This window comes from Siccirubricoccus soli (assembly GCF_024178315.1).
GTDB lineage: Bacteria > Pseudomonadota > Alphaproteobacteria > Acetobacterales > Acetobacteraceae > Siccirubricoccus > Siccirubricoccus soli.
This window is the reverse complement of record NZ_JAMZIK010000201.1, coordinates 1-1,029: the sequence shown is the minus strand read 5'-3', so window position 1 is coordinate 1,029 and position 1,029 is coordinate 1. Positions and strand designations below refer to the sequence as shown.

Sequence of the window (1,029 nt, the reverse complement as noted above, 5' to 3'; positions counted from 1 at the left end):
CGCCTCCTACATCACCGGCCAGGTGCTGCGGGTGGATGGCGGCATCACGGCCTGATCCCCCAGCCTTCCGGGCAGGGCCGCACGCCCCTGGCGTCGCCATGGCAGGCATGCCGCGCGGCCGGCGGCGCGCTCAGCCGATAGCGACGCTGCGCCCCGGGGCGGTGCCTCGCAGCAGGCCGAGCAGCCCGAGTCCCGCCAGCAGCAGCGCCATTCCCGCCGGCTCCGGAACCAGCTGGAAATCCACCACCAACCGCGTGCCATCGACATAGGAGAGACCGGCCCAGTCGATGCGAACCTCCGTCCCGGTCACGCTGATGCGGCTGACGTCGAAGCCGGCCAGCGTCGTCGCCGCATTCACCGTGGCACCGATGATCCCGAGCGGCGCCGCGGCGGTGAAGACCGGTCCGTTGAAGTCAACGCTGCCCCAGGTCGGTGCTGGCAAGGTGGTGGCCAGCAGCAGGGTGAGGCGGTTCGCAGCGAAATCGACCGAGATGCTGGTCACGTTTTCCACCAGCCCTACCGTCTCCACCCCGGCGCCGATGGTGAAGCCGGCGGGAGACCAGACCGTGCTGGGATAGGTGGTGCCGAGCTCGGGGTAGCGATAGCCCGCCGTCATCTGCTGGCCGAGCAGGGACGCCGCGGCCGGCGCGGCAAAGCCGCAGCAGCTGAGCAGCAGGGCAAGGACCAGGCGCATGGGGGTCTCCGGGCAATGATGATGCATATCCGGGACGATCCCGCCGGATTTGTCACATCACCAGAACGATAGCCCGGCCGCGGTGGCGGAAGCGTGCGGTCGGCTCCTTCAGGCCAGCGCGTCGCTGGTGAGGAACGCCACCCCCGCCGCCGTCAGCCTGCGCTTCGCCGCGTCGATCGTCGTCCCGCCCTCCGCCGGCAGGCCGATGCCGCGGCAGCCATCCTCGATCACCACCACCTGGTAGCCGAGCTTCGCCGCATCCTCCGCCGAATAGGCGACGCAGTAATCCGTCGCCAGCCCGGCGAGGAAGATCCGCTTCACCCCGCGCGCCTGCA

Annotated in this window: 2 protein-coding genes; both read right to left on the bottom strand. The window is 70.4% G+C overall.

What is annotated here, in order from left to right:
- Positions 1-130: 130 nt before the first annotated feature.
- Positions 131-694: a PEP-CTERM sorting domain-containing protein gene (locus NJ376_RS25645; RefSeq protein ID WP_252956211.1), complete on the bottom strand. Its 564-nt coding sequence runs from the start codon at positions 692-694 to the stop codon at positions 131-133.
- A 108-nt stretch (positions 695-802) separates the two neighbouring features.
- On the bottom strand, positions 803-1,029 hold a 227-nt coding region (locus tag NJ376_RS25640; RefSeq protein WP_252956210.1), incomplete at its 5' end, for an isochorismatase family protein.

Excerpts from the sequence above, each read along its gene's own strand:
- NJ376_RS25645 (WP_252956211.1), bottom strand. The coding sequence starts at position 694 with ATGCGCCTGGTCCTTGCCCTGCTGCTCAGCTGCTGCGGCTTTGCCGCG.